The organism is Streptomyces lincolnensis (assembly GCF_001685355.1).
Lineage (GTDB): Bacteria > Actinomycetota > Actinomycetes > Streptomycetales > Streptomycetaceae > Streptomyces > Streptomyces lincolnensis.
Genome location: NZ_CP016438.1, coordinates 4,100,097 through 4,125,925, shown reverse-complemented (window position 1 = coordinate 4,125,925; position 25,829 = coordinate 4,100,097). Strand labels below are relative to the sequence as shown.

20 protein-coding genes are annotated in these 25,829 nt (G+C 70.6%); 7 read left to right on the top strand and 13 right to left on the bottom strand.

Annotation, left to right across the window (positions count from 1 at the left end; genetic code table 11):
* Window positions 1-183: 183 nt before the first annotated feature.
* A complete protein-coding gene (locus tag SLINC_RS18160; protein WP_067433871.1) occupies window positions 184-1,527 on the bottom strand; it encodes a UDP-glucose dehydrogenase family protein in 1,344 nt (447 codons plus the stop codon).
* Between the two features lie 190 nt (window positions 1,528-1,717).
* On the opposite strand from SLINC_RS18160, the gene SLINC_RS18155 reads away from it, so the two are divergent.
* The 3 genes from SLINC_RS18155 (at window position 1,718) to SLINC_RS18145 (ending at window position 3,990) form a co-directional block, all read left to right on the top strand.
* Window positions 1,718-2,875, top strand: a complete 1,158-nt coding sequence (locus SLINC_RS18155) for an acyl-CoA dehydrogenase (protein WP_079164591.1) — start codon at window positions 1,718-1,720, stop codon at window positions 2,873-2,875.
* 180 nt (window positions 2,876-3,055) lie between these two features.
* The gene (locus SLINC_RS18150) at window positions 3,056-3,418 is read left to right on the top strand and encodes a four-helix bundle copper-binding protein (RefSeq protein ID WP_067433865.1); all 363 of its coding nucleotides are present in this window, start codon (window positions 3,056-3,058) and stop codon (window positions 3,416-3,418) included.
* Window positions 3,419-3,492: 74 nt separating this feature from the next.
* Window positions 3,493-3,990 (top strand): CbrC family protein, encoded by a 498-nt coding sequence (locus SLINC_RS18145; RefSeq protein ID WP_067433862.1) that lies wholly within the window; start codon window positions 3,493-3,495, stop codon window positions 3,988-3,990.
* Here the strand turns inward: SLINC_RS18145 and SLINC_RS18140 are convergent.
* The gene (locus tag SLINC_RS18140) at window positions 3,983-4,657 is read right to left on the bottom strand and encodes an HAD-IA family hydrolase (protein WP_067433859.1); all 675 of its coding nucleotides are present in this window, start codon (window positions 4,655-4,657) and stop codon (window positions 3,983-3,985) included. The genes SLINC_RS18145 and SLINC_RS18140 overlap by 8 nt on opposite strands.
* Entirely contained in the window at window positions 4,650-5,960 is a 1,311-nt protein-coding gene (locus SLINC_RS18135) for an LCP family protein (protein WP_067433856.1), read from the bottom strand. Before SLINC_RS18135 ends, SLINC_RS18140 begins: the two co-directional genes overlap by 8 nt.
* Window positions 5,961-6,079: 119 nt before the next feature.
* Between SLINC_RS18135 and SLINC_RS18130 the strand changes: the two genes are divergently transcribed.
* Window positions 6,080-6,637, top strand: a complete 558-nt coding sequence (locus SLINC_RS18130) for an acyl-CoA thioesterase (RefSeq protein ID WP_067433853.1) — start codon at window positions 6,080-6,082, stop codon at window positions 6,635-6,637.
* A 57-nt stretch (window positions 6,638-6,694) separates the two neighbouring features.
* On the opposite strand, the gene SLINC_RS18125 is transcribed toward SLINC_RS18130, so the two are convergent.
* Window positions 6,695-8,146: an LCP family protein gene (locus tag SLINC_RS18125; protein WP_079164590.1), complete on the bottom strand. Its 1,452-nt coding sequence runs from the start codon at window positions 8,144-8,146 to the stop codon at window positions 6,695-6,697.
* A gap of 140 nt (window positions 8,147-8,286) precedes the next feature.
* Between SLINC_RS18125 and SLINC_RS18120 the strand changes: the two genes are divergently transcribed.
* Window positions 8,287-9,327, top strand: a complete 1,041-nt coding sequence (locus SLINC_RS18120) for a glycosyltransferase family 2 protein (RefSeq protein ID WP_067433846.1) — start codon at window positions 8,287-8,289, stop codon at window positions 9,325-9,327.
* A gap of 408 nt (window positions 9,328-9,735) precedes the next feature.
* Here SLINC_RS18120 and SLINC_RS18115 read toward each other — a convergent pair whose 3' ends face one another.
* The 5 genes from SLINC_RS18115 to SLINC_RS18095 all read right to left on the bottom strand — a co-directional run bounded on the left by SLINC_RS18115 (window position 9,736) and on the right by SLINC_RS18095 (window position 17,623).
* Window positions 9,736-11,457, bottom strand: coding sequence for an LCP family protein (locus tag SLINC_RS18115; protein ID WP_079164589.1), 1,722 nt, complete (start codon window positions 11,455-11,457; stop codon window positions 9,736-9,738).
* Window positions 11,458-11,597: 140 nt separating this feature from the next.
* Complete coding sequence (locus tag SLINC_RS18110; RefSeq protein ID WP_079164588.1) at window positions 11,598-13,334, bottom strand: LCP family protein; 1,737 nt, start codon at window positions 13,332-13,334, stop codon at window positions 11,598-11,600.
* A gap of 75 nt (window positions 13,335-13,409) precedes the next feature.
* A complete protein-coding gene (locus tag SLINC_RS18105; protein ID WP_079164587.1) occupies window positions 13,410-15,179 on the bottom strand; it encodes an LCP family protein in 1,770 nt (589 codons plus the stop codon).
* 228 nt (window positions 15,180-15,407) lie between these two features.
* On the bottom strand, window positions 15,408-16,724 hold the full coding sequence (locus SLINC_RS18100) for an LCP family protein (RefSeq protein ID WP_067445464.1): 1,317 nt from the start codon (window positions 16,722-16,724) through the stop codon (window positions 15,408-15,410).
* A gap of 143 nt (window positions 16,725-16,867) precedes the next feature.
* The gene (locus SLINC_RS18095; protein WP_067433839.1) at window positions 16,868-17,623 is read right to left on the bottom strand and encodes a TIGR03089 family protein; all 756 of its coding nucleotides are present in this window, start codon (window positions 17,621-17,623) and stop codon (window positions 16,868-16,870) included.
* Between the two features lie 139 nt (window positions 17,624-17,762).
* On the opposite strand from SLINC_RS18095, the gene SLINC_RS18090 reads away from it, so the two are divergent.
* Both SLINC_RS18090 and manB read left to right on the top strand, forming a co-directional pair.
* Window positions 17,763-19,349, top strand: coding sequence for a peptidoglycan recognition protein family protein (locus tag SLINC_RS18090; RefSeq protein WP_067433836.1), 1,587 nt, complete (start codon window positions 17,763-17,765; stop codon window positions 19,347-19,349).
* Between the two features lie 203 nt (window positions 19,350-19,552).
* Complete coding sequence (gene manB / locus SLINC_RS18085) at window positions 19,553-20,635, top strand: mannose-1-phosphate guanylyltransferase (protein ID WP_067433833.1); 1,083 nt, start codon at window positions 19,553-19,555, stop codon at window positions 20,633-20,635.
* Between the two features lie 595 nt (window positions 20,636-21,230).
* On the opposite strand, the gene SLINC_RS18080 is transcribed toward manB, so the two are convergent.
* From SLINC_RS18080 to SLINC_RS18065, 4 genes are all read right to left on the bottom strand, one after another.
* On the bottom strand, window positions 21,231-22,232 hold the full coding sequence (locus tag SLINC_RS18080) for a DNA-3-methyladenine glycosylase family protein (protein WP_079165130.1): 1,002 nt from the start codon (window positions 22,230-22,232) through the stop codon (window positions 21,231-21,233).
* A 108-nt stretch (window positions 22,233-22,340) separates the two neighbouring features.
* Window positions 22,341-23,651, bottom strand: coding sequence for a coenzyme F420-0:L-glutamate ligase (locus SLINC_RS18075; protein ID WP_067433827.1), 1,311 nt, complete (start codon window positions 23,649-23,651; stop codon window positions 22,341-22,343).
* A complete protein-coding gene (cofD, locus tag SLINC_RS18070; RefSeq protein ID WP_067433824.1) occupies window positions 23,648-24,631 on the bottom strand; it encodes a 2-phospho-L-lactate transferase in 984 nt (327 codons plus the stop codon). Before cofD ends, SLINC_RS18075 begins: the two co-directional genes overlap by 4 nt.
* Window positions 24,632-24,665: 34 nt before the next feature.
* A complete protein-coding gene (locus tag SLINC_RS18065) occupies window positions 24,666-25,172 on the bottom strand; it encodes a cysteine dioxygenase (RefSeq protein WP_067433822.1) in 507 nt (168 codons plus the stop codon).
* Window positions 25,173-25,829: the final 657 nt, after the last annotated feature.

The window sequence follows — 25,829 nt, the reverse complement described above, 5'->3', positions numbered from 1 at the left end:
CCGCATATGCCGGGCGCGGAGAGGGCTCTCGCTCTTGCATCCCTTGGGGTGAAGGGCCCCGGACACAGGGCTGTGGCGGCCTGGGGTGCACAGGAAATCCCCACAGGTGCGCCTGGCCCTTCACCCACTTCACGTGAATTCCCGAACCTCGCGAATATCCGCCAGGAATTCATGGAACTCGATTCAGGCCTTCGGCCGGCCCATCGCCCGGTACGTCCAGCCGGCCTTGCGCCACAGCTCGGGATCGAGGGCATTGCGCCCGTCGAGAATCAGCCGGGTCGTCGCGGCCTCACCGAGCGCCGCCGGGTCCAGCTCGCGGAACTCCCGCCACTCCGTGAGGTGGAGTACGGCATCGGCGCCCCGCACGGCCTCGACCGCGGTGTCGGCGTAGCCGAGGGTCGGGAAGATACGGCGGGCGTTGTCCATGCCCTTGGGGTCGTACACCGTCACCTGGCCACCCTGGAGGTGGATCTGCCCGGCGACGTTCAGCGCGGGCGAGTCACGGACGTCGTCCGAGTCGGGCTTGAAGGTGGCGCCGAGCACCGCGATCCGCTTGCCCAGGAACGGCCCGCCGCCCAGCGCCTGCCGGGCCAACTCCACCATCTGCCCGCGCTGGCGCATGTTGATCGAGTCGATCTCGCGCAGGAAGGTCAGCGCCTGGTCCGCGCCCAGCTCACCGGCGCGCGCCATGAACGCCCGGATGTCCTTCGGCAGACAGCCGCCACCGAAGCCGATCCCGGCCCGCAGGAACTTCTTCCCGATCCGGTCGTCGTAGCCGATGGCCTCGGCCAGCTTGGCCACGTCGCCGCCGGAGGCCTCGCACATCTCCGCCATGGCGTTGATGAAGGAGATCTTGGTGGCCAGGAAGGAGTTCGCGGACGTCTTGACCAACTCGGCGGTCGGGAAGTCGGTGACGACGAAGGGGGAGCCCTCCGCGACCGGCGTCGCGTACACCTCCCGCAGCAGCTTCTCGGCCCGCTCGCTGCGCACACCGATCACGATCCGGTCCGGGTGCAGGGTGTCCTGGACCGCGAAGCCCTCACGCAGGAACTCCGGGTTCCAGGCCAGCTCGGCGTCCTCGCCGGCCGGGGCGTTCGCGGCCAGATAGGCGGCGAGCCGGTCGGCGGACCCGACGGGCACGGTCGACTTGCCGACGACGAGGGCGGGACGCGTCAGGTGCGGCGCGAGGGAGGCGAAGGCGGAGTCGACGTACGACATGTCGCAGGCGTACTCGCCGTGCCGCTGCGGGGTGTTCACGCACACGAAGTGCACGTCCCCGAAGGCCGCCACCTCGGCGAAGTCCATGGTGAACCGCAGCCGGCCGGTCGATCCCTCGATCCCGGCGACATGCTTGCGCAGCAGGTCCTCCAGGCCCGGCTCGTACATCGGGACCTCGCCCCGCTGGAGCATCTCGATCTTCTCGGGGACCACGTCCAGCCCCAGGACCTCGAACCCGAGCTCGGCCATGGCCGCGGCGTGCGTGGCGCCGAGGTATCCGGTGCCGATCACGGTGATCTTCAGGCTCATGGGTGCTCCAGGTGGGACGGCCGTGGGGTGCGGTGGAAGAGCATAGTCCGGGTGTGCGGACAGCTTTCAGCGGGCAACTTTCCCGCTGTCGCCAAGCTCACGTATCACTCCCGTGGGCGGCCCCCTAAAATTTGAGTTACTTAACGGTAATTAGCGCAGGCACCGCAGCGTCTTTGGAGCGTGAGAGACCTTGGCCGGAACGGCTGATTTCGACCTGTACCGCCCGTCCGAGGAGCACGACATGCTCCGTGACGCGATCCGTTCACTGGCCGAGGCGAAGATCGCGCCGTTCGCCGCGGTGGTGGACGAGGAGGCCCGCTTCCCGCGTGAGGCGCTGGACGCGCTGGTCGCGAACGACCTGCATGCCGTGCACGTACCCGAGGAGTACGGCGGGGGCGGCGCCGACGCGCTGGCCACCGTGATCGTGATCGAGGAGGTCGCCCGGGTCTGCGTCTCCTCCTCCCTGATCCCCGCGGTGAACAAGCTCGGCTCCCTGCCGGTCATCCTCTCCGGCTCCGAGGAGCTGAAGAAGAGGTACCTCGGCCCGCTCGCCAAGGGCGACGCGATGTTCTCGTACGCGCTCTCCGAGCCGGACGCAGGCTCCGACGCGGCCGGCATGAAGACCAAGGCGGTCCGCGACGGCGACCACTGGATCCTCAACGGTGTGAAGCGCTGGATCACCAACGCCGGCGAGTCCGAGTACTACACGGTGATGGCGGTGACGGACCCGGCCAAGCGCTCCAAGGGCATCTCGGCCTTCGTCGTGGAGAAGTCCGACGAGGGTGTCTCCTTCGGCGCCCCGGAGCGGAAGCTCGGCATCAAGGGCTCCCCGACCCGCGAGGTCTACCTCGACAACGTCCGCATTCCCGCCGACCGCATGATCGGCGAGGAGGGCACCGGCTTCGCCACCGCGATGAAGACCCTGGACCACACCCGCATCACCATCGCCGCCCAGGCCCTCGGTGTCGCTCAGGGCGCCCTCGACTACGCCAAGGGCTACGTCCAGGAGCGCAAGCAGTTCGGCAAGCCGATCGCCGACTTCCAGGGCATCCAGTTCATGCTCGCCGACATGGCCATGAAGATCGCCGCGGCCCGCGCCCTGACCTACCAGGCCGCGGCCGCCTCCGAGCGCGGCGACAGCGACCTGACCTTCCAGGGCGCCGCCGCCAAGTGCTTCGCCTCGGACGTGGCCATGGAGGTCACCACCGACGCCGTCCAGCTCCTCGGCGGCTACGGCTACACCCGTGACTACCCGGTCGAGCGCATGATGCGCGACGCCAAGATCACGCAGATCTACGAGGGCACCAACCAGGTCCAGCGCATCGTCATGGCCCGCAACCTGCCGTAACGGCTCGCGAAGTCGAGGGGCGCCCGCCTGCCGGGCGCCCTTCGTCGTTCGCCGCCGCGGTCGGACCTCACGCCGTGGCCCGGATTACCGGCGTACGTCGGATGGCGCCCGGCGCCCGGCAGGCGTAGGACGGAAGGGCACGGGGCCCGCCCCGGGCTCCCGCACCTCCCAGGAGGAGCCATGACCCAGGCCGAGAACATGTCCGTGATGAGCAAGGAGATGCAGGACTGCGTCGAGGCGTGCATGAACTGCCACAGCCTCTGCGAGGAGACCATGAGCGCCTGCATGCAGAAGGGCGGCCAGGCCCAGATGCAGATCATGCGCGCGCTCATCGACTGCGCCGAGACCACCCGGATGTGCGCGGACATGATGATGCGCCGCTCGCCCCTCCACGCCGACATGTGCGCCATGTGCGCCAAGGCCTGCGAGATGTGCGCCGAGGCGTGTATGTCCATGCCGGACGATCCTCAGATGATGCGCTGCGCGGAAGCGTGTCGCCGCTGCGTGGAGACCTGCCGCGCGATGGCGGGCATGGCGATGTGACCCCCACCGCCGAACCGCACGCAAGGGCACCCCGACCGGGTGCCCTTGCCCCTGCCTGCGGCAGCCTGGGACCCATGACCCTGCCCGTCTTCCCCTATCACCCCGACCCGGTCGCCACGGGCTCGGTGGTGCCCTCGGCCGATGCCTGCGGCTGCTGCGGGGAGGCCCGCGGCTACGTGTACACCGGCCCGGTGTACAGCGTCGCCGACCTTCCCGCCCCCGTGTGCCCGTGGTGCATCGCCGACGGCAGTGCGGCCGACCGCTACGAGGCGCAGTTCACGGAGGTCGACGGGCGCGTGCCCATGGACGTCGTGCGCGCGGTCGCCGAGCACACGCCCGGCTTCCTTGCCTGGCAGCAGCCCCGGTGGCTCACGCACTGCGGCGACGCCGCCGTCTTCCTCGGCCGGGCCGGTGCCCGCGAGCTACGGCCCCACCCGGACGCCCTGGAGACCCTCGCGGCGGAGTTCGACGAGGACTTCCTGGCCGCACTGGACGCCGACGGCGGGCCGAGCGCGTATCTCTTCCGCTGCCGCGGCTGCGCCCGGCACCTGGCCTACGCCGACTTCACCTGACCCGCACGGGCCGGTCCCGGTCGAACAGCGGCTGCAACGCCCGCTCCAGGTCCGCCGGTTCGCGGAAGTGGACCGGGGACATGCCGAGGGCCGCCGCGGCGGTCAGGTTCTCCTCGGTGTCGTCCACGAAGAGGCAGCGGTCGGGGCGGACGTCGGCCAGGGCGGCGGCGTGGTGGTAGATGCGGGGGTCCGGCTTGACGATGCCGATGCGGGCGCTGTTGACGACATGGTCCGCGAGGTCGGACAGACCCAGCGTGGCGAGGTCGTCCTCCAGGGTGAGCGTGGCGTTGCTGACGAGGACCAGCGGGACCCGGGTGCCGGCCCGGCGCAGCAGGTCCACCACGTCCTCGTTCGCGTGGAACGGGGACTCCAGCAGCGCCCTGCCGAGCTCCCAGGTCGTCGGCTCGGGGACCAGCCCGAGCAGCCCCTCGGCGATCAGCCCCACCCACTCCCGGCCGTCGATGCGGCCGAGCAGCAGCGGCAGATCCCGCTCCGGCGCGAAGGCGATCTTCATCGTGGTGCCCTCGGCCAGCCCGGCGGCCCGCTCCAGGGCGTACAGCCGGGAGGGGTCGTAGAACCGGATCACGTTGTCGACATCGCAGAGCACCGCGTCGAACGGCACCCTGCCGCCACCTGCCGGGGCGGCGGGGCCGGAGGTGTCACTCACCCGAGACCGTGACCTTCTCGTCGTTCTTCAGCTCTTCGACGAGCTGCTTCACCTTGGCCTTGTCCCAGACGAGGTTGCCGTTCGCGGACCCGGAGATCGGCATGTTCATGGACGTGCCGTCGCCGCCGTTGACGCCCTTCATCGCCCAGAACATCTTGCCCAGGTCGTACAGGCCCATGTCCTTGTCGACGACCAGCGAGTCCAGGCCCGCGCCCATCGTCGGGTAGAGCTTGAACGGGTTCAGGATCGTGCCCGGGGTCGCGACCTGGTTGGCGAGCGCGTTGAGGAACTTCTGCTGGTTCTTGGTGCGGTCCAGGTCGGAGCCCTTGAGCGCGTACCGGGTGCGGACGAAGGCGAGGGACTGCTCGCCGTTCAGCGTCTGCTTGCCCGCCGGGAAGTCGGCACCGGACTTGGTGTCCTTCATGCCGCCCTTGGGGATGTCGATCTCGACCCCGCCCACCGCGTCCACGATGTTCGCGAAGCCGGCGAAGCCGATCTCCACGTAGTGGTCGATGCGCAGCCCGGTGTTGAACTCGACGGTGCGCACCAGCAGCTCGGGACCGTCCTCGGCGTAGGCCGCGTTCAGCTTCACGTGCCGGCCGGTGCCCTTGTACGTCTTGCCGGACTCCGAGCCCACGAAGGTCGGGATCTCCACGTCCGAGTCACGCGGCAGCGAGATCAGCGTGTCGCCGTTGCTCCCGGTGTGCAGGATCATCATCGAGTCCGTGCGCTTGCCCTCGGCGGACCCGGTGTGCAGCTTCTTCTTCTCCTCGGCGGACATGCCCGCGCGGCTGTCGGAGCCGACGATCAGGTAGTTCGTGCCGTCGCCCTGCTCCGGGCGGTCGATCACCTTGGACAGGTCGACCTCGCGGTTGAGCTTGGAGTCGGCCCAGAAGTAGGTGCCCACGGTCGTGACGACCAGCACGGTCACCACGGTGATCGCCGTCCACTTGATCCGCCTGCGCCAGTTCGGCGCGGGGCGCGGACCGTGGTCGTAGTCGCCGGGACCGCCGCCGTGGCCACCGCCACCGGGGGAGCCGTAGACCTGGCCCGTGTTGTAGCCGCTGTCGTAGCCGTAGGCGCCGTCGTCACCGCCGTTGACGTACGACGGCTGCGGCGGCACTCCGCCTCCGTACTGCTGGGCCGAGGGGCCGGGGCCGTAGCCACCGGGGCCCGGCGGAGCCGCCTGGCCGCGGCGGACCTGCCGCATCACACGGGCACTCTCGGGCTGCGCGTTCGCGCTGCCGCGTCCGTACCGGTCGCCGCGGTTGTCGCCGTGCCGCCCCTCGGGCCAATCGTTCATGCGCCCCAGTGTGCAGGGCAGGGCACTGTGCCTTACAAGGTTCGTCGGAAAATCAGGGCCCTCCTGTTGCCAAGCTGACACAAATTCCCCGGATGTCAGCTCGGCATAAGGTGGAGGCCATGACAGACCAGGCCTCCGCCGCGGAATCGGAAACTCCGGATATCCCCGGCAAGCCGACCTCCGCGTCCCGGACCACGCTCAGCCACATCATGACCAACGCCGACACGAACCTGCTCGGCACCGTGCACGGCGGCGTGATCATGAAGCTCGTCGACGACGCGGCGGGCGCCGTGGCCGGGCGGCACAGCGGCGGGCCCGCGGTCACCGCCTCCATGGACGAGATGGCCTTCCTGGAGCCCGTCCGCGTCGGCGACCTCGTCCATGTGAAGGCCCAGGTCAACTGGACCGGCCGGACCTCGATGGAGGTCGGCGTACGGGTCCTCGCCGAGCGCTGGAACGAGTCGAACCCCGCCACCCAGGTCGGCTCCGCCTACCTCGTCTTCGCCGCCGTGGACGCCGACGGCAAGCCGCGCCGGGTGCCGCCGGTGCTCCCGGAGACCGAGCGCGACAAGCGCCGCAACCAGGAGGCCCAGATCCGCCGCACCCACCGTCTCGCCCGCCGCCGCGCGATCATGGAACTGCGGGAGCGGCGGGTGGCGGAGGGGTTCGAGGACTGACGGGGACTGAGAGGGGTTCGAGGGCCGGGAGGCCCGTGAGGACCGCGTGCCCCGATGTCAGGGACACCCGGCCTCGTCCCCCGTCATCACCCCGAACTCCCCCTGATACGGATCCTCGGCCTTCACCTTCCGCACCTTCGCGAAGTCCGCCCCCGCGATCACCTTCAGGGTCGGCCCCAGCCCCTTCACCGGCCGCAGTTCGCTGCCCGGCAGGGCCGTCGCGAGCGAGTGGGCCGAGCGGTCCCAGCGGGGGTCGTAGGCCACCACCGTGCGCTTCACCGTGCGGTTCGCGGAGTTCACCGGCTGCCGGGTGGTGCGGAAGCCGGTCGCCGCCAGCTGGGCGTCCACCCGCTGGCCGAGCCCGGCCGTGGGTGTGCCGTTCTCCACCTGGACCCGGATCTGCTGCGGGGCCACGGCCACCCGCGCGACCCTGCTGCGGGGCTTGTGCACGCTCAGCGGCTTGTCCTCGCGCAGGGTCCTGAACAGCCTCTCGGACTTCTTCGCGTCCCACTTCAGCGTGGAACCGACGCCCTTCACGGCGTATCCCATCCGCCCGATCGGCACGGTCGTGAACTCGGAGGAGGAGGGGGAGAAGTTCCGCATCGCCCGGCCGAGGTCGATCAGCTCGTCGGTGCCGAAGCCCTTGTCGGCGCGGACCGAGCCCAGCACGGCCCGGGTCACGTCCCGGAACTTCATCGGGTTGAGCAGGATCCCGGAGGACGTCGACCGGTCGATCAGGGCGGCCAGGAAACGCTGCTGGCGCTGCATACGGCCGAGGTCGGAGGCGCCGTCGACGTGCCGGGCGCGCACGTACTGGAGGGCCTGGCCGCCCTGGAGGGTGTGCGCGCCGGGCGGCAGGTCGAGGCCGGTGTAGGAGTCCTTCAGCGGTTCGATCGTGCAGATCTTCACGCCGCCGAGCACGTCCACCGTCTTCATGAAGCTGGTGAAGTCGACCTCCAGATAGTGGTCGATCTTCACCCGGGTCATCTTCTCGACCGTCCGCACGGTCAGGTTCGGCCCGCCCTCCGCGTAGGCCGCGTTGAGCTTGATGGGGTGCCCGCCGTGCCGCTTGCCGGTCGTCCGGTCGACGTGCGCGGGCGGCACGGCGTAGGAGTCGCGCGGCAGGCTCACCACGCTCGCCCGCTCCCGGTCCTCCGAGATGTGCACGATCATGATCGTGTCGGTGCAGTGGCAGGGTGCCCCGCCGAGCCGGTACTTGCGCCGCTCGGCCTCCGTGAGGTTGTCCCGCCCGTCGGTGCCGACCAGCAGCACGTTCATCCCGTGCCCGGCGCGCGGCCGGTTCTTCATGTCCTTGAACGGGTCCACCCGCTCGATGTCCGCGTCGATGCTCGTCACCACCGCGTGCCCGATCCCGGCGGACGCCAGCACCACGACGGACAGCGTGGTCACCGCCCGCATGGCCCAGCGCGGCTTCTTCCGCCGTACGGGGGGTCGTGGTCGGCGCGGGGCAGGACGGGCGGTGGGGGAGCGGCGGGGCGGCGTGGACATGGGGGGACACCTCCGCGGGGGGCAGGCACTGAGGCCGAACAGGGGATCTTGAGCACCGTAGGCCCATACGATCTGCGACCCGGTGCACCGCCCGGGCGGCGCGCACCGGTGTCCCCCGTTCGCGGTAACGTGAGCCCCCTATGAACGCCAAGCCCGACGTGCAGCTCCCCGCCGTGTCTGTGATCATGCCCGTCCTCGATGAGGAACGGCATCTGCGCGGAGCCGTCCAAGCGATCCTCGCGCAGGAGTACGCCGGCGAGATGGAGGTCGTGATCGCCCTCGGTCCGTCCACGGACCGCACGGACGAGATCGCCGCCGAGCTCGTACGGGAAGACCCTCGCGTCCACACCGTCCCGAACCCCACCGGCCGCACCCCCGCCGCCCTCAACGCCGCGATCAAGGCCTCCCGCCACCCGATCGTCGTCCGCGTCGACGGCCACGGCATGCTCTCGCCGAACTACATCGCGACCGCCGTACGCCTCCTGGAGGAGACCGGCGCGCAGAACGTCGGCGGCATCATGCACGCCGAGGGTGAGAACGACTGGGAGCACGCGGTCGCCGCCGCGATGACCTCGAAGATCGGCGTGGGCAACGCCGTCTTCCACACCGGCGGCGGGGCGCAGGCGGCCGAGACCGTCTACCTCGGTGTCTTCCGGCGCGCGGCGCTGGAGCAACAGGGCGGCTACAACGAGGAGTTCATCCGCGCGCAGGACTGGGAGCTGAACTTCCGGATCCGCGAGGCGGGCGGCCTGATCTGGTTCTCGCCGGAGCTGAAGGTGTCGTACCGCCCGAGGCCGTCGATGCGGGCCCTCGCCAAGCAGTACAAGGACTACGGCCGTTGGCGCCACGTCGTGGCCCGCTACCACGAGGGTTCCATCAACCTGCGCTACCTCGCCCCGCCGACCGCCCTGTGCGCGATCGCGGCCGGGATCGTGGTGGGCGCGGCCGTGACCCCGCTCGGTTTCGTGATCCCCGGCGGCTATCTCGCGGCGATCGTGCTCGGCTCCCTCCCGGCGGGCAAGGGGCTGCCGCTGAAGGCCCGCCTCCAGATCCCGGTGGCCCTCGCCACCATGCACATGTCCTGGGGCTGGGGCTTCCTGACCAGCCCCCGCTCCCTGGCCCGCAAGGTCATCGCCTCCCGCCGCCCGGCAATCCACGCAGACGCCACGACCACCGGCTGACGCTCCCGCCGAACACTTCGGCCGCCGAGCTTTTTCGGCGGCCGTGGCTGCCCCTGACGGGGGCTTGTGTGGTTTTTGGGGGCCCGGGGTGGTCTCTCGGGGCGGCCCGTGCGGTCCTCGGGGGCTGCGGTGGTCTCCGACGGTGGTGGTCCGGGTGGTCCTCGGCGGCCCCCGGCTGTCCCTGACAACAGCCGCTGCGAGCCTGCGGCCGCGGCCAGCGCGATTCTCGACGGCCTCGACTTCCCTGACGGCGGCCCGAGACGACCCTCGACGCCTCAGCGGTCTCCGACGGTGGCGGCCCGAGTGGTCCTCCGTAGCCTCGGCGTCCCTGACGTCCCGGCCGTGGAGGCCTGGGCCGGTGGCTCTCCGGGGCGGCCCGGGGCGCCGCCCCGGACCGTCGTCAGCCGATCAGTTCGCGCACTTCACCTCGTCCGCCGTGGACTTCTCCACGCCCGGTGTCTTCACCGACCCGCCGTTCAGCTTCACGCCCGCGCCCTTGAAGTCCTTGCCGAGGATCAGGGTCATGGTGGGCAGGCCCTGGGCGTTGGGCTCGCTCTTGCCCGGCTTCATCGCGGACCCGGACAGGCCCATGATGTCGGCGAGGCGGCGGGCCTGGTCGGCCTGCTCGGGGGCGTACTCCAGGGTCGTCTTCGCCTGGTCGGTGCCCGCGTTGCCCGCGTTCTCGGACTTCAGCACGCCCTCGGCGTTCTGGAGGTGGTCCAGTTCCTTCTGCGCGCTGCCGGACGCGGCCCCGCCGTTCAGGACGCGCACCCGGACCTCGGAGGCGGCGGACTTGGTGCCCTTGAGACGGGCGGCGACCGCGGCCGCCTCCTTCTTCTCCTGCGCCTTGACCTCGGTGAACGAGATGTCGTTCTGGATCATCTCGAAGACCTGCGGTGCCTGGTCCTCGTTGACGACCACCGTCGCCTTGATCGTCTCGGCGGGGTTGTCCTTCACCGGGATCGTCATGAACGTGATGTTCTTCGGCGGCACCTTCTTCAGCTCCAGCGCCACGTCCTTCAGCGTGCCGACGTCACCGATCGCGGAGTCCACGGTCAGCGCCTTGGTCGCGGCCTCGGCCAGGTTCAACAGCTTCTTGGGGTTGGTCAGGGTGTCGCTGGAGGACATCTTGCGCATCAGCGAGCCCAGGAACTGCTGCTGCACCTTGATGCGGTCGAGGTCACCGCTGTTGCCGAAGCTCTTGCGGGTCCGCAGGAAGGCGAGGGCCCGCTCGCCCTCGACCGTGGACTCACCCGCCGGCAGGACGAGCTTGGACTGCTTGTCGTTGACGGGCCTCGACACGCACACCTCGACACCGTCCACCGCCGACGTCAGCGTCTTGACCGCGTTGAAGTCGGCCATCATGAAGTGGTGGGGCTGGATACCGGTGGCCTCCTTCACCGTACGCATCGTGCAGCCCGCGTCCCGGCCGCTCTCCCCGAGGCTCCGGTTGAAGCGGACACCCTGGAGGCCCGGGACGGTTTCCTTACTGCCGTCGTCCTTCTTGGTCTGGCAGTCGGGGATGTCGACGATCAGGTCGCGCGGGATGCTCATCGCGGTCGCGTTCGAGCGGTCCTTGGAGACATGCAGCAGGATCGTGGTGTCGGCGTGCCCCAGGCTGCCCTTGTCGCCGTAGCCGTCGTTGCCCTCGCCGGTGCGCTTGTCGGTGCCGACGACGAGGATGTTGAACGCCTCGTCCTTCTTGAAGCTGCTGGCGCCCGCGTCACCGACGTCGGTCGTGTCGATGTTGCCCGCGAGGTGCTGGAGGTAGAAGTAGCCGGCCCCGGCCGTGGCGACCAGGACGAACGCCAGGCTGCCGCCGGTCCACAGCACGGCCTTCTTGCCCTTCGACTTCTGCTTCGCCGGCCGGCGCCCGCGCCGACCGGGCAGCGGGTCCCCGGGCGGCTGCCGGCGCCGCGGGGGCGGGACCTGACGGCCCGGGGCGGTGGCCGGGGCCGTACGCGTGCGCGCCGCCCCCGTGTGGGGGGAGGCGGTTCTACGAGGTCCGGGAACGGCCGACTGCGGTGCGGAAGGAGTCAGTCGCAGTTCGTATTCGCCGGTGTTCGGATTGAGTACCCACTGGTCTGCGGGATCGATGTCTTCCGCCCGCCCACGGCCTGGTGCGTCCAAGGTTGTCCGAATCCTTCGTCAGGGCCACACTGGCACCTTCAACCCCCACTGAATCGCTCACACTATCCGCACGCCTGGGCATCGAGTGAACTTTCCTCGGGTTTTGTTTGAAAGAGAGTTCGAGCGGGGGCAGTTGGAAACTACCGGCGATAGGGCTTGTAGACATCCATGCACTGCTTGGTGTCCGAGCCGTTGATGGCGTCCGACGTGCTGGGAAGGTCCCCGGCCTTCGGCGGCGACTGCTTCGGATATGCGGTCCCCGTACGCCAGTCGGCACCGACCACCACGGTGACACCCGACACATCCGTCGACCGCTGCACCGAACTCGTCGGAATGCCGAGGGACTTGGCGACCTCCTGGGCGTCGCCCCGGAGTTCGGCGCTCGGATAACGCACGATGGTCTTCGCCTCGGAAGGCGCCGCCGCGCTGTCCTTGGCCGCCTGGGCGTAGCCCTTGCCGACCAGCGCCTGGGCGATCGTGCCGGCCCGGCCGGACACCGGTGCGAGCGTGGTGGTCCGGGTGGCGTTCTGCACCAGGACGCCGATCTCGTCCTTCGGGGCGGAGGGGTCGGCACTCGCCGTCCGCTGCGTCTGCTCCGTCCGTTCCGCCTGCGGCTTCGCCTTCGAGCCGCTGCCGCCCTTGTCGTCGAAGGGCACGTCGTCGCGGAGCATCGCCCACATCTTCTCGGCGTCGTCCTCGTCCGGCACCAGGTGGTTGATGTCCTGGGGATCCTGGACGGTCGGCATCGTGGTCATGGTGATGCGGTCCGTGGGCACCGTCTTGAGCTGCATCGCCAGGTCGTAGAGCTCCTTGACCGAGCCGAGCTCCTCGGAGACCACCAGTGAGTCGGTGGCCGCCTCGGCCAGGCCCATCAGCCGGCCGCCGTCGGTGAAGACGTTCTGGTCCTTCAGCGTGCGGATCATCGAGTTCATGTACATGTGCTGGGCCCGCGCCCGCAGCGGGTCGCTGCCCCAGGCGTGCCGGGTGCGCAGCCACTGAAGTGCCTGCTCGCCCTGGACCTTCCTGGTGCCGGCCTTCATCTTCAGTCCGGAGCCGCCGGACACGCCGGGCAGCGGGCGGTCCCACACGTTCTGGTTGACACAGACCTCGACGCCGCCGATGGCGTCGGCCATGCTCACCACGCCCGCGAAGTCGATCGTCATCCAGTGGTCGATGTAGATGCCGGTGAGGTTCTGCCAGGTGGCCAGCGTGCAGCCGGCGCCGCCGCGGGCCAGCGACTGGTTGATGATCCGGTTGGTGGCCCGGAACTTGTCGCCGGTCTTGGGGTCCTCGCACGCCGGGATGTCCACCCGGGTGTCGCGCGGAATGCTGACCACCGCGGCGCTCTTGCGGTCCGCGGACAGGTGGATGAGCATCTGCACGTCCGCCAGCGGCGGGTTGCCGCGGTTGTCCCGGCTGCCGCCGAGTGCCACGTTCTCGTCGGAGTTACGGCTGTCGGAACCGATCAGCAGGATGTTCACCGGCGTCTGCCCGGCCGCGTTCGGCTCCGCCTTGCGGGCCTTGGAGTCGCCGCTGCTGCGCTCGCCCTTCTCGATGTTGCCGTTGAGGTGCTGGTAGTAGAGGTAACCGGCACCGGCCGTACCGAGTATCAGCACCGCGAGGGTCGTCGCGGACCAGCGGAGCATGCGGTGCTTGCGCCCGGCCTGCCGACGGCCGCGCCGCCCGCCGTGCCCGCCCCCCGAGCCCTTGGAACCCCTGGAACCCCTGGAACCCTTGGAGCCTGTGGAACCACCGCCGGGGCCGGCGGGTCTGCCGCTGCCGCCACCGTCCTCGCCGCGACCGGTTCCGTCGTCCCCACGACGGCTTTCCCGGACGCCCGGTCGGGTCCCCTCCCCATGCACACTGCTGTGCGTCATCCCCTGCTCCCCACCCTCGTGCCGTCGAACGGGCCTGCCGGTACGCCCCGTTAGACGTACGACAGGCCCGTCAGGTCACTTGGCGCACTCGACCTTGTCAGCAGTGGACTTCTGAACCCCCTCGGGGGTTGCCCCGGAGGAGGAGTTGAGCTTCACTCCGGCGCCCTTGAAGTCCTTGCCCAGGGTCAGCGTCATCGTCGGCAGGCCCTGGGAGTTGGTCACGCTCTCGCCCGGCTTCATCGCCGAGCCGGACAGTCCCAGGATGTCCGCGAGACGGCGGGCCTGGTCGGCCTGGTCGGGAGCGTACTCGAGGGTGGTCTTGCTCAGCTCCTGCGGGGCGTTGCCCGCGTTCTCCGACTTCAGCACGCCCTCGGAGTTCTGGAGGTACTCCAGCTCCGCCTGCGCGCTGCCCGCCTCCGCGCCGCCGTTCATGATCTGCACCCGGACCTCGGAGGCGTCGGCCTTGGTGCCCTTCAGACGGGCGGCGACCGCGGCCGCCTCCTTCTTCTTCTCCGCCTTGACCTCGGTGAACGACACATCGTTCTTGATCATGTCGAACACCTGGGGAGCGGACGTCGGGTTGACGACGACGGTCGCCTTGACCTTCTCCGCCGGGTTGTCGATCACCGGGACCGTGGTGAACGTCAGGTTCTTGATGTTCAGCTTGCCCAGCTCCATGCCCAGGTCCTTGAGCTTGGTGATGCTGTCCAGCTGGGAGTCCACGGTCAGCGCCTTGGTGCCCGCCTCCGCCAGCTTGATCATCTTCGAGGGGCTGGTGAGCGTGTCGTTGGACTTCAGCTTCCGCATCAGCGCGCTGAGGAAGTTCTGCTGGAGCGTGATCCGGCTCAGGTCGCCGCCGAACCCGACCGCGTGCCGGGTGCGCACGAACGCGAGCGCCGTCTCGCCCGAGATGTGCTGCATCCCCTTCTTCAGCTTCAGGTGCGAGTCCGGGTCGTCGATGTCCTTGCCGAGGCACACGTCGACCCCGCCGACCGCCGTGGTCAGCGTCTTGACCGCGTTGAAGTCGGCCACCATGAAGTTGTCGGGGGTGACGCCCGTCAGCTCGGTGACGGTCCGCATGGTGCAGCTCGGCGTACGGCCGTCCTGGCCGAGGCTGGTGTTGAAGCGGACGTCCTCGGTGCCCGGGATGATCTTCCGGGTGCCGTCCTCCTGTGTGGTCGGGCAGTCCGGGACGTCCGTGATCAGGTCGCGCGGGATGCTCAGCGCGGTCGCGTTCGTGCGGTCCTTGGAGACGTGCAGCAGGATCGTGGTGTCTGCGTGGCCGACGCTGCCGGCGTCGCCGTAGCCCTCGTTGCCCGAGCCCGTGCGCTTGTCCGTGCCGATCAACAGGATGTTGATCGCCTTGTCCTTCTGGAAGCCGCCGGTGCTCGCGCCGTCGTCGGCGACGGAGGTGATGTTGCCGTTGAGGTGCTCGATGTAGAGGTAGGCGCCGCCCGCCCCGGCCACCAGCAGGAACGCCATGGTTCCGCCGGTCCACAGCAGGGCCTTCTTCGCCTTCGCCTTCGACTTCTTCGCCGGCCGGCGACCGCGCCGCCCGGGCGGCGGCTCCTCCGGCACGCCGCGCCGCCTGCGCGGGGGCGGTACCTCACGCCCGGGTGCGCCGGGTGCCGGGCGGGCGGGGGCCGCCGTGCGGTTGACCGCCCTGCCGCCGATCACGGCGCCCGCGCCACCCGCTTCACGCGCGGGGGATCTGCGGGGTCCGGGCACCGCCGACTGCGGTGCGGATGGGCTCAGTCGCAGTTCGTATTCGCCAGTGTTCGGATTGAGCACCCACTGGTCTGCGGGGTCGATGTCGTCCGCCCGCCCACGGCCTTGCGCGTCCACGATTGTCCGATTCCTCCGTCGGGGCAGCGCGGCACCCACCCCCTCCAGGGCGCCCGGGTCTCGGTCACAGTGCTCGACCCCAGGACGGACCTCTGGCCGGTTGCACCGGATCGCTCACACTAACCGCCGTTTATGACGCGGAGGCGCGCCGGTGACGCATTCCACGTCCCTACAACCGGGCAATTCGCCCATTCTCTCGGACGGTCGTTCGTCGCCTTGGCGAATGCTTTACCCGCAAGACTCCTGGGCAGCGGTGTTCCCGCGGAAGGTGGGCGTCGGAGACGGGGCGGAAGCGGGCTCGTCGGGCCGCCTGTTTTTCGCCTTCCCGTCGTCGCCGGAACCGCCGCTCGCGTCGCGGCCGGTGTACTCCCCGTAGTCACCGCACTCGCACAAACTCCCGTTTCCTCCGCCTTCGTGCTCACCGTCGGCCGAATCGCCGCTTTCCGCCGCCGCATTCCGGGACGTGTTCCGCGTCACCTCGACCGGCGCGTCCGCACGCAACCGCTCGAACAACTTTTCTGCCTCGGGTTCGACGAGCTGGTCACGATTGGCGTTGTAGACATACGACTCCCGCGGCACCGTCAGGAATTGCACACGTTCGGTGGGGATGTGACGCAGGCCGCGGACGAGTTCGTACAAACCGCGCAAGCTGGCCAGTCCCGGGTCGGTCGTGAGTGACGAAGTGGCCGCGTCCAGCACGGGATAGAGCTTCACCGGATTCAGCAGGACGTCATTGCCGCGCACCTTGTTGACGAGCGCCCCGAGGAAACGCTGCTGCCGGTCCATCCGGTCGGTGTCACTGCCGTTGCCCAACGACTTCCGCGCCCGCACATATCCGAGCGCCTGTTCCCCGTTCAGCTTCACCCGCCCCGCCGGCAGCCGCAGTTTCGCCGCCTTGTCGCGGATCGGCTCCGCCAGGCACACCTCGACTCCGTCGACCGCGTCCACCATGTCCTTGAACCCATGGAAGTCGACGACCATGTGGTGATCCACCCGGATGTCCGTCAGCCGCTCAACGGTCCGGATCGTGCACGCCGAACCCCCGACCTGGAACGCCTGGTTGAACATCGCGAACATCGGCTCGGTACGGCTGCCGTCGGGCCGCGCGCACCCCGGCACATCCACCATCAGATCCCGCGGCAGGGACACCGCGGTGGCGCTGCGCCGCCCCGCCGCCAGATGCAGCAGGATCGTCGTGTCCGACCGCTCGGTCCCCGAGTCCCTGCCGTAGCGCCGGTTCCCGTCGCCCGACCGCGAGTCCGACCCGATCAGCAGGATGTTCTGCGCGTCGCGCACCAGCGCCGTCGGCCGTTCCTTCTCGTACCGCGCGAGCTCCGTCGCGGCCGCGTCGTCCGACCTGATGTTCCCGTCCAGCTTGGCGTAGACGCCCCACCCCGCCCCGGCGGCCGCCACCACGACCACGGCCACGGCGATCCCGCCGCCCCGCATCCACCGCCGGCGCCGCCGCCGTATCAGTCCACCGCCGGTGGCAGACGCCCCGACCCCGGGCCCGAGCCCGACCCCGCCACCTCCGGTGTCGCTCACGTCGAAATCCACCCCTCATGGCATACGAGCGTGCAGTGCGGGCTCCTCCTACGACGATGCCGTGGGCGGGGGGAGGGGGGTGGGTGGAGCTGGGCCGAACGGGGGAGGGGTCATCCCGCTCCCGGCGGCATAAGCGGTGGCGCCTACCGGGCCGTCACGCTCACCCGCTCACTCTCGATCCGCTTGGCCAGCGCCTCCTCGTCCAACCGCTCCAGATGCCGGCACAGCACCACGGACCCACCCGTGGCGAGCGGCCCGAACAGCCCCGCGTTCAGCCCCTCCCACGTGTCGTACGGCAATCCCGACAGCAGTCGGGACCCGGGCCCCGTGAGCCCCAGCCCCGGCGCCTCCGCCCGAGCCCGGTCCACGACCTCCGCCGCGCTGAACTCCCGCCCGGCGACGATCAGCGCGGGCTCCTCCGGATCCACGGGAGCGAACGGCGCGAACCGGTCCCCCTGGCTCGGCACCTCGACGGCGTAGTCCGCGAACCCGGACGGCGCCTGCGGGAACCGCCCGCCCAGCGGCCGCAACGCCAGCGCCACCCGCTCCCCGGAACACGCCAGGGCCGCGTCGAGCGAGTCGGGGCCGCTCACCACGACATCCGCGGCCCCCGCGTCCCCGCCGACGTCCGCGATCACCCCCACCGACGAACACGCCAGCAACCACACGGCCGTCTGCCAGTGCGCGGGCAGCAGCAGCGCCACCCGGTCCCCGGGCGCCGCCGCGAGGTCCGACTGGAGAAGGTTCGAGGTCTTGGCCACCCAATTGGCGAAGGTGGCCACGGACAATTCGACCCGCTCGCCCGTGGCGTCGTCGTAGAAGGTCACCAGAGGGCGTCCGGGGTCCGCGGCGAGCGCGGAACGCAGCAGGTCGGCAGGGGTGCGATCGGTGGCAGTCACCCGCAGAAGCGTACGCGGGCACCCGTCCCCGCATCGAGCCCCGAGCCCCCGTGGGGCCACCGGTTCGGCGGAACGCCTCCCAACGGCCCGTCAGTTCCCCAATGGACAGGTATGTATGACTATGCCCACTATCAGGGGCATGCGTGGACTTCTTGCTTCCTCGATCGGCGTCACCTGTGCGGCCGCTCTGGCCCTCCCGCTGACCCCGCCGGCGACCGCGGCGCACGCCCCGGTCGGGGCGAGCGTGTCGGCCACGGCGGCGAGACCGGTGTCGACCGCGGCAGCGAGACCGGCCCCGGCCCGGCCGGCCGAGGCGGAACCGGCGCGCAAGGGATCCGCGCCGACGCTGCCCGGCGGCACCCAGTCGCTCCCCCTCGCCCCCCGCACCCACGACCGCACCCTCGGCCCCGCCACCGAACAGGGCCTGTTCCGCCAGGACGTACGGCACTTCTCACTCGTCGGCGTCATCTGGGACGACCCGGACGTCGAACTGCACGGCCGCGTCCAGGTCCGCACCCGCGCCGCCGGCACGGACGTCTGGTCCGGCTGGCAGGACGTCGAGACCCACAACGCCGACCACGCGGCCGACCCGGACACCGCCGAGCGCACCTCGGGCCGTGTCCGCGGGGCCACCGCGCCCCTGTGGGTGGGCGACTCGGACGGCGTGGAGGTCCGCGTCCGGGCGGAGACGGAATCACGGACCGAGGACACGGCCCGCGGCCCCCGCACGGCGACCCCCACCACCCCCCTCCCGGCGGGCCTCCGCCTCGAACTGGTCGACCCGGGCCAGGAGCCCCCGCCCCAGGACCCCGCAGCCCAGGACCCCGCAGCCCCGGACCCGGCAGCCCCGGACCTCGCGGTCGAGGAGCCCTCCGTCCAGCGGGCGCTCGCGGTCACGGCCCCCCGCCACACCGCCTCCCACCACATCGCGCCCCGCCACATCGCCCCGACCGCCGAACCGGCCGAGGCCCTCGCCGCCGTCGACGCCTCCGCCGTCAACATCGAACTGTCGGCCCCTCTCGGCGCCACCGAGATCCCCGCCCTCGACCGGCAGGCGACCGAACGGGAGCTGCTCGCCCTGCGGGACGGTGAGCTGACGCCGGCGCAGCGCGCGAAGCCGTACATCGGCCCGCGGCCGCGGATCGTCACGCGGCGCGGCTGGGGCGCGGACGAGAAGCTGCGGGAGAAGAAGTTCGTCTACACGAAGAAGGTCAAGGCCGCCTTCGTCCACCACACGGCATCCGGCAACGGATACCGCTGCGCGCAGGCGTCCTCCGTCATTCGCGGTATCTACCGCTACCACGTCAAGAGCATGGGCTGGCGTGACGTCGGCTACAACTTCCTCGTCGACAAGTGCGGAAACATCTACGAGGGCCGTGCCGGGGGCGTGGCGAAGCCGGTTCTCGGCGCACACACGCTCGGGTTCAACACCAACAGCATGGGGATCGCCGTCCTCGGCAGCCACGGAGGCACCAAACCGCCCGCCGCCACCGTGAAGGCCATCGCCCGGCTCACCGCGTGGAAGCTCGGTCTGCACGGCGCCAATCCCCGCGGAAAGACATATCTGAAGTCCGGCGGTGGCAATCTCTACCGAAAGGGAAAGAACGTACGACTGAACGTGATCTCCGGTCACCGGGACGGCTTCGCCACGGAGTGCCCCGGCTGGCAGCTCTACCGGAAGCTCGGCACGACCCGCACGACGGCGGCCCGCCTCCAGGGACGCTAGAACCGACCAGGTCGGGACCGTGTTCCGGGAACCGTGTGGGGCGCCGGACAGTCTGTTCGGGGGGCACGTTCTTCGCCGTCGGGGGACAGAAGGCTGCATGCCGCACGGCCAACGAAGGCGCCACACAACGGTCTGCATACACTGACCGGCCGAAAGTCAGTTCGGAGTCAGTTCGGCCGGTCCCGGCAGGAAGCGGAGACGACGTGACAGAAGCGATCCTCCTGGTCGGCGGCAAGGGAACCCGGCTGCGCCCCCTCACGGTGCACACGCCGAAACCCATGGTCCGCGCGGCCGGGGTCCCCTTCCTCACGCACCAGTTGGCGAGAGCGAGAGCGGCGGGCGTGGATCACATCGTCCTCGCCACCTCCTACCTGGCGGAGGTCTTCGAGCCGTACTTCGGCGACGGCTCGTCCCTGGGCCTGCACATCGAGTACGTCACCGAGGAGGAGCCCCTCGGCACCGGCGGCGCGATCCGCAACGTCGCCTCCCGCCTCCACTCGGCTCCCGACGACCCGGTCCTGATCTTCAACGGCGACATCCTGACCGGCCTGGACATCAGGGCCCTGGTCGACACCCACGAGCGCACCTCCGCGGACGTGTCGCTGCACCTCACCAAGGTCACCGACCCCCGCGCCTACGGCCTGGTCCCCACCGACGACACGGGCAAGGTCCTGGCGTTCCTGGAGAAGCCCCAGACCCCCGAGGAGATCGTCACCGACCAGATCAACGCGGGCGCGTACGTCTTCCGCCGCTCGGTCATCGACACGATCCCGCAGGGCCGCCCGGTCTCCGTCGAACGCGAGACGTTCCCGGACCTGCTGTCCGCGGGCGCCCACCTCCAGGGCATGGTGGACTCCACCTACTGGCTGGACCTCGGCACCCCGGCCGCCTTCGTCCGCGGCTCGGCCGACCTGGTCCTGGGCCGCGCCCCGTCCCCCGCCGTCCCCGGCCGCTGCGGCGACCGCCTCGTCCTGCCCACCGCCCGAGTGGCCCCCGACGCCAAGCTCACCGGCGGCACGGTGGTCGGCGAGGGCGCCTTCGTGGCAGAGGGCGCGAGGGTCTTCGGCTCCACGATCCTCCCCGGCGCCGTCATCGAACCCGGCGCCGTCATCACCGACTCCCTCATCGGCACCCGCGCCCGCGTCGGCGAACGCTCCGTCCTCACCAACACCGTCATCGGCGACGGCGCCGTCATCGGCCCCGACAACGAACTCCGCGACGGCATGCGCATCTGGTGCGACGCCCGAATCCCCGCGGGAGCGGTCCGCTTCTCTTCGGATCAGTAACGCCGGGGGCGCATGGGACGGCACCGGGCCTCCGGCCGGGCCTGCTGTTTCCCGCCCGCACCACCCGTACGACTTTCGCGGTCGGGTGCGGGTGGCCCCTGCGGGGGCTGAACGCCGTCGGCGACTGCGGCTGGTCCAGTACGCACCAGCCCCGGGCCAGTTGTCATTCAGCCCGTCCGTCGTCCGAGGCCGGGGTTCTTGCCGTCCCGATCCCGCACCCGCCCGTCCTTTTCAGCCCGTCCGTCGTCTGAGGCCGGGGGTTCTTGCCGTCCCGATCCCGCACCCGCCCGTCCTTTTCAGCCCGTCCGTCGTCTGAGGCCGGGGGTTCCTGCCGTCCCGATCCCCCACCCACCCCGACCACTTTCAGCCCGTCCGTCGTCTGAGGCCGGGGTTCTTGCCGTCCCGATCCCCCACCCACCCCGGCCACTTTCAGCCCGTCCGGCGTTTGAGGACGAGGCCCCTTAAGGGCCGATAGGGGTCCAGGGGGCGGAGCCCCCTGGGAGCGGGGTCGAAGGGGCGGCAGCCCCTGGGGATGGGACGGGTAGGGGCGGCGGGGGCGAAGAAAACAAGGACGGCACCCGGCATCCGGCAAGAATCACAACCGCCCGATATCCCCCCGCGGCATCCGCGGCCCCCGCCGCTCCGGCACTCGCCCACTCAACAAGATCAACCGAGCCGCCCGATGCCGCTGCCCCGCATAAGGCTCCAGCAACGACAACATCACCGCATCATCCGCAAACCGATCCCCGGCCAACGCCCACCCCACAATCCCCGGCAGATGCAGATCCCCCACAGTCACCGCATCCGCCGCCCCATGACTCCGCTGCACCACCTCCGCCGAAGTCCAGGGCCCCACCCCCGGCACCACTTCCAGCCGCCCCCGAGCCTCCACCGCCGGCATCGACACGGCCTCCTCCAACCGCCACGCCACCCGAACCGCTCGCAGAATCGTCGACGCCCGCTTGTTGTCGACCCCGGCCCGATGCCACTCCCAGGACGGAATCAACGCCCACGTCCGAGGCGCAGGCATCACCCACAACCGCCCGCCCGCCGCAGGCCCAGGAGCCGGCTCCCCGAACTTCCGCACCAGCAACCGCCACGCCCGATACGCCTCATCGGTCGTGACCTTCTGCTCCAGGATCGACGGAATCAACGACTCCAGCACCAGCCCGGTCCGCGTCAGCCGCAGCCCCGGCCGCCGATGCCACGCCTGCGCCACGACCCGATGCCGGGGCACGAAAGCGGCCGGATCGTCGGCGGCCCCCAACAACTCCGGCAACCGAGAGAGCAGCCACTCACCCCCCGGCCCCCACGCCTCACCGCGCACCTCACCGCCGTACGCGGAAACGCGCAGCGTCCCGGGCCCGACGGGCGTCAGGCTGGCCCGCCACACGGACCCGTCCGGCATCGCCCGGAACGTGGGATCCCCAGGCCCGCGCCGCAGCGCCCCGAGCACCAGCCCGAGATCCACGGGCCACCCCGGCACCCAGGTCCGCACCCGCCCCGCGGCCTGCTGCCGAGGCACTCCAGCGGGCACGGCGACCTCCCCGCCGCGCACGGTGGTACGCGTGGGCCGGGGAGAGAACCGTCCTGCCACGAATGAGATCCCTGGGATACGAGAGAACCGGAACACGAAAGAACCGAAAAACGAGAGAGCCCGCACGACCCGCAAGCCCCCCACAGGCTCTAAGAGGCTAGGCCCAACTCACCGCACCTCGATGAAACTCCCCGCATCCCGCTCCGGCCGGGCCCGCGGCGCCTCGGCCGGATGCCCGACGGCGACCGCCCCCATCGGATCCCAGTCGCCGGGCAGCCCGAGTACCTCCCGCACCACCCCGCGGCAGAACATCGTCGACGACACCCACGCCGACCCCAGCCGCTCCCCGGCCAGCGCGACGAGGAAGTTCTGCACACCCGCACCCGCGGCGACCACGAACATCTCCCGCTCGGCCCCGTCCCGCCGCGGATCGCCGTAGGTGTGCGACCCGTCCATGACCAGACAGGGCACGACGAGATACGGCGCCTTGCGCAGCACATCCCCGCGCCGCACCCGCTTGGCGATGGACTCCTCCGACTTCCCGTCCCGCCGCAGGTCGGCGATCCAGGCGTCGCGCATGGCGTCCAGGAGCCGCACCCGGGACTCCCGCGACTCCAGCAGCACGAACCGCCACGGTGTCGTGTGGTGCGGTGCCGGCGCCGTCACGGCCGCGGCCACGGCCCGGCGTACGGAGTCCGGGTCGACCGGCTCGTCCGTGAAGGCCCGGACCGTGCGCCGCTGGGTGACCGCCTCCCGCACCGCCTCCGAGGTGCCCAGCCGGAACATGTCGTCGCGCGCGGAGCGCACCATGACCCGCGCCCCCTCCCCGTGCTCCTCGGCCACCACATGCGGCAGCCCGCGCACCACGGCGACGGGCAGCCCGGCGGCCTTGCCCTTGACCAGATCACCCGCGCCGGCCAGTTCGTCCGCCGTCGCCACGACGGTCGCGCCGAGCGGATTGCCGTACGCGTCCGTGCCACCGCGCAGATCGTCCAGTACGCGCACCCCGGCGGCGCCGATGGCGACATCCGTGAGGCCCGCGCGCCAGGGTCTGCCGAACGTGTCGGTGACGACCACGCCGACGTCGACACCGAGGACGTCCCGCAGCCCGTCCCGGATCGCCCGCGCGGACACGTCGGGATCCTCGGGCAGCAACAGGACGGTTCCGGACGGGGTGTTGGAGGCGTCCACCCCGGCGGCGGCCATGACGAGCCCCTGCCGGTTCTCGACGATCCGCAGCGGACCCCGCCGGGCCACGACCCGGACGGTCTCGGCGTCGATGGCCGCCTCCCGGTCGGACGCCTCCACGACCCGGCCCTCGGCCTTGGACACGATCTTCGAGGTGACGAGGAGCACGTCCCCGTCGACCAGCCCGGGTTCGGCGGCGGCGATCAGCTTCGCGAGATCGTCGCCCTGCTGCACCTCGGGCAGCCCGGCCACGGCCCAGACCCGGTAGCCGTCCACAGACAGGCCGCTCAAACCGCCCGCACCTCCTCCGCCAGCGCCAGCGCCTCACGCGCCATCTGCGCGGCCGCGTCCACATCGGTCATCATCAGCGGTACGGCCCGGCACCGGATCCCGGCGGCCTCGACCCGCTCCACCGCGCCCTCGTCGACGGTGTCGACCAGCCAGCCGTCCAGCAGTCCCGGGCCGTAGTGCTCGGCGACCGCCGCGGCCGTGGACTCCACGCCGACCGCCGCGAGCACCTTGTCGGCCATCCCGCGCACGGGCGCGTCCCCGACGATGGGGGACAGGCCCACCACCGGCACCCCGGCCTCGGCGATCGCCTCGCGGATGCCGGGCACGGCGAGGATCGTGCCCACGGAGACGACCGGGTTGGAGGGCGGGAACAGCACGATGTCGGCCTCCGCGATCGCCTCCAGCACCCCGGGCGCCGGCTTCGACTGCTCCGCACCCACCGGCACGATCGCCTCGGCCGGCACCGAGGCCCGCAGCCGCACCCAGTACTCCTGGAAATGGACCGCCTTGCGCTCCCCGGAGCCCTTGCCGGAGCCGCTGTCGGGCAGGGTGACGGCGACATGCGTCTCGACCCGGTCGTCGGTCATCGGGATCAGCCGGACGCCCGGCTTCCACCGGTCGCACAGCGCCTGTGTCACCGCGCTCAGCGGGTATCCGGCACTGATCATCTGGGTCCGCACGATGTGCGTGGCGAAGTCCCGGTCGCCGAGCCCGAACCACTCGGGCCCGACGCCGTAGGCCGCGAGCTCCTCCTTGAGGTGGAAGGTCTCGTCGGCCCGCCCCCAGCCCTGCTCCTCGTTGATGCCGCCGCCGAGCGTGTACATCACCGTGTCGAGGTCCGGGCAGACCTTCAGCCCGAAGAGGTGGATGTCGTCCCCCGTGTTGCCGATGACGGTGACGTCCGCGTCCGGCACGGCCTGCTTCAGACCGCGCAGGAACCGTGCACCACCGATGCCGCCTGCCAGAACCACAATGCGCATGGGAGCAAGTCTCGCAGGCGGGTACGACAACGCGTCAGGCGGTCACGACGTCGATCTCGTGCGCCTCACGACCGGCGCAGGTCGAGTGCATGGGCATCTCCGTCAGCCCCGGGTAGTACACGTGCAGGCTTATGGCCGGTTCCAGCGCGTCGTTGACCACCTCGTGCACGTACCCCGGTGCGAAGACCCGCTGCGCGCCCGCCGCCAACGCGCGCGTGCCCCGCTCGGTCCGCTCGGTCAGCGCGCCCTCCAGGACGGTCAGGACGCCGGAGGAGCGGCCGTGGTCGTGCAGTCCGCTGCCCTGGCCGGGCACCCAGGACAGCAGCCACACCTCGTAGCCGGGGCCGGTGCGCAGCCGGTGGTACCAGCGGGTGGTCGCGTCGTACCGGACGAGGTGCTCCCACTCGGAGCGGTCGGCGGCGATGGAGCGCGCCAGGCCGACGAAGTCGGCGACGGTGGCCGGGTGCTCACGGGGAGCCTGGAGCAGATGCGGGACTTCGAGGATGTCGCCGGCGATCTGGAGGTCGCTGTCGCTGTTCATGGAGTGCGGTGGTCCTCGGCGGAAGAGGCGGAAGAGCGGGGGGCTGGGTGTCGCGTACCGTCGGCCCGGGTCACGGGAGACAGAGGTGCCCTGGTCCGGGCGTGGGAACAAGCAGCCGAGTCGCGGTGGACTCAGAGGCAGCCGGAGCGCGTTGGGCTCAACAGCTGGGACAGCAACAACAGCTACGACGAGCGTGGGCAGCACCGGGGGACCCGGCGGAGCGGGTCGAGGTGAGTGCCAAGTTCGCGAGCATGCCCACAAGGACATCGGTTCATGCCTTCACTGTCAACTCGGCACCCGGTAAGTGGGACATGTTTCACCTCATCCGGTTCACCTCCGAGGCGAAAGGTTTGTTCATGGGGTGGCCGGGACACATGGGCACAACCGGGCGCACTGACCCCGGCGCGATTCCGTGATCCGACTGTGATCCGTTTCGCTTCGGCAGATGTGTCGCAACGGGATCGAACGTCTGGGCGTCCTTCTTCGTACAGGGTCGAAAGTGACCGTGTGCGGGACGGGGAACCCTCCGGCCCGCATCTGTGTGTCAAGGTTTATGCCGATTTGAACACTTTCCGCAAGGCCTTGGTTCCGCAGAGTGAATAAGGGGCCCAATAGCAGATCTCGGCTTGACTCGCCCGGAGCAGCACACTTGTAATT